Here is a 2734-nt window from a genome sequence, read left to right on the forward strand (position 1 = left end):
CCGCGGTCGTCATCTGGCCGAAGGACTGCTGGCCCTGCGGCACGTACCACCGCGGCGGCGTCGGGTGCGTCGGGCAGCTGCATGCTGCCGAAGCCCACGTAGACGGGCGGGTCACCCGCGTCGAGGAACTCCACGAGATCGGCGGGCAACGGCCGGTCGTCCGGCATGATCCACGCGCCGGACCGCACGACCTCGAACCCCAGCGCGCCCGGGAACGGCCAGAGCACGGGATCCATGGCGAGCCAGGGGCGCGAGGTGAACATGTGGTCCCGGACGTTGTCCACCGGCGGCTGCCCGAGCGCGGCGCGCCGGCTGTTCAGCGGCTCGCGGTAGAGGGCGTCGACCCGTTCGGCGTCGATCCGCCACAGCACCCGCAGGTCGGTCTCGTCCGGCGGGAACGGCCCACCCGGCCGAGGTCCGGGCCGATAGTGCGGCGACGGCATCCCGATCGGATGGAAACCGGCGTGCACGTAGACGATGCCGAGGTGCTCGGCCACCGAACGCACGCCCGCGGGCATCAGACCGGTAGCCACCACCGCGTCGCACTCCTCGGCCGCCTTCCCGACGACGTCGAAATGCTGCCCGACCAGTGCCGCGGCCACGTCCACGGGCGACGGTCTCGAGGCCACCAGGGCCCGGACCGGGAACCCCATCGGCACGAAGGACACGCCGACCTCGCCCACCCGCTGCTGGAAGTCCGGCGGCGCACACATCCGCACGTCGACGCCCCGAGCGCGCAGCTCGACGGCCAGCCCCAGCAGGGGCTCGACGTCCCCTCGCGACCCCCACGTCGCCAACAGAACCCGCACTACGACACTCCCCCGTGTTGCCCACCCCGACGTCCGGCGGCGAAGTGTGCGGGACGACCGGGGTCTTGCCGCAAGACCAGGGGTGTGTTAGACGATGAAGAGGGGAGAACGCGTCTCCTTCCCGCTTGCGTCTCCACCCGCTGGAGACCCGAGGATCAGGGCCATGACCTTCACCGTCCTGGACACCGGGCCCGCGATGCGCGAGATCCTGCACGCCGACGCGCAGGACAGGGCGCACCTGCTGCGCGCGATGGTGGAGCCGGCCGCGGGCATGTACCGCTACTTCCCCGGCGAGCCGGACCTGGTCCGGATGCATGCCCTGGGCTCCGGCTTCCCCCTCGACCGAGACGTCGACCGCTCTCTCGACGGCCTGCGACGGCTCGAGGAGGCGAACGCCTGGGAGCGGATCCGCGACGCCCTGCAGGCCGCCGCGGCGGTCCTCGAACGTGCCGACCCCGGCGTCCGCGTGCCGGACGCCGTGGTCCTCCTCGTGCTCGGCGACCCGACGGACGAGTTCTTCCAGCGGACCAGCCTCGGCATGAACGCCAACGGGTCGGTACCCGGCCACCTGTACCTCAACGTCTGGCCGTCGGCCGAGAACCTGGCCCGCCTCGAGGCCACCGCCGTGCACGAGCTGCACCACAACGTCCGGTACGCACCCGGCCACGTCGTGTGGGATCCCGCCACGGTCACGGTCGGGGAGCACGTGGTGTCGGAAGGGCTGGCGGACGCCTTCGCGCGGGAGCTCTACGGCGACGAGCTGGGACGAGCCCGGATCGGGGTGTCGGCGGTCGGGGACGAGGCCGCGTTCCGCAGGGTCGGGGCGACGGCGGAGGCGGAGAACCAGACCGCCAGCCCCAGCACCTGGACCGCGGCGATCGCCAGCCGGGGCCGGAGATGGCCGGGCATCCGGTGTCGTGCCCGACCCATTCCACGGAGGGTAGTCGAGCCCTGACTCTCAGTGGTCGGTGGGCTTTCGGAGCTGCACGCTGGTCCAGCCGAAGATGGCGACGCAGCCGAGCGCGATCACCGCGAACACGATCGCCGGGACGATCACGCCGTCCAGGATGAACACGACCACGACCAGGACGCACAGCAGGAAGGCGAGCACCGAGATGCCGCGGTGGAGCTTGAGCGCGCTCTGCCCGTCGTGCGAGCCGGTGCCCGAGGTGGGGCCGCCGAAGCCCCACACCCTGGTACCCCGCACCTGCGTGGCCCGGGTGCGGGCCTCGCGGGCTTCGGCGGTCGGATCCTCACTGGAGATGGCCATGGCGGTCCTGCCCTTCCTCGTGCCGGGACCCCCATCGTTCCGGGCAGCTCACACGCCGTCCACTCGTGTCACCCGGGCTGCCGACCCTCCCCCGTGGATCAGCCGATGACGACGTTGGTGGCGAACGTGCCCTCCGGGTCGTACCGGCGGGCGGTGTCGACGAGCCGGGCGCGGTCGACCGGGGACCAGAGGGCGCCGACCCGGCGGGGCGAGGCCTGCCCGAGCAGGTTCACCAGGCCGCCCGCGGCGGACCAGGGGCGCAACGCCTCCACGAGGGCGGCGCTCGCCGCGGGCACGAGATGGGGCTCCGGGCCCACCGGCACGCCGACGGTGAAGACCGAGTACGCCGCGTCCCGGCCGGAGACCGCGTTGGGCACCTCGGGCCTGCGCGCGATCGCCCCGCCGAGCAGCCGCAGCTCCACCATGGCCAGCGGCGTCCCGCTCTCCGCGCCCGCGTGCGCCAGCAGCGTCTCGACGGTGTCCACGGACAGCTCGGCGAGCGAGGTCCCCCTGTCCCACATGGGCATCGGGTCGGTCGGGTCCATGTGCACGGCGTCGATCGCGGCGTACGGCAGGTCGCCGACCGTGTCCATCAGCGGGCTCGCGACCGCCCGCATCGGCGCGAGCAGCTCCGCACCCTCGGCGGCCGACCCGA

At 73.1% G+C, this 2734-nt stretch carries 3 protein-coding genes and 1 pseudogene; 1 reads left to right on the top strand and 3 read right to left on the bottom strand.

All coding sequences use genetic code 11. The features are described from left to right. Positions 1–809, bottom strand: an 809-nt coding sequence (locus H5J29_RS28150; RefSeq protein ID WP_181784017.1) for a glycosyltransferase, incomplete at its 3' end; no start/stop codon positions are given. A gap of 163 nt (positions 810–972) precedes the next feature. On the opposite strand from H5J29_RS28150, the gene H5J29_RS28155 reads away from it, so the two are divergent. Next, positions 973–1764: a DUF2268 domain-containing putative Zn-dependent protease gene (locus H5J29_RS28155; RefSeq protein WP_181784018.1), complete on the top strand. Its 792-nt coding sequence runs from the start codon at positions 973–975 to the stop codon at positions 1762–1764. A gap of 3 nt (positions 1765–1767) precedes the next feature. Here the strand turns inward: H5J29_RS28155 and H5J29_RS28160 are convergent, their stop codons facing one another. Both H5J29_RS28160 and H5J29_RS28165 read right to left on the bottom strand, forming a co-directional pair. Continuing rightward, positions 1768–2079 (bottom strand): hypothetical protein, encoded by a 312-nt coding sequence (locus H5J29_RS28160; RefSeq protein WP_181784019.1) that lies wholly within the window; start codon positions 2077–2079, stop codon positions 1768–1770. 98 nt (positions 2080–2177) lie between these two features. Continuing rightward, positions 2178–2734: pseudogene (locus tag H5J29_RS28165) on the bottom strand (FAD-binding oxidoreductase); the annotation flags it as partial.

This window comes from Pseudonocardia pini (genome assembly GCF_013870575.1).
In the GTDB taxonomy this organism is placed as follows: Bacteria; Actinomycetota; Actinomycetes; order Mycobacteriales; family Pseudonocardiaceae; genus Pseudonocardia; species Pseudonocardia pini.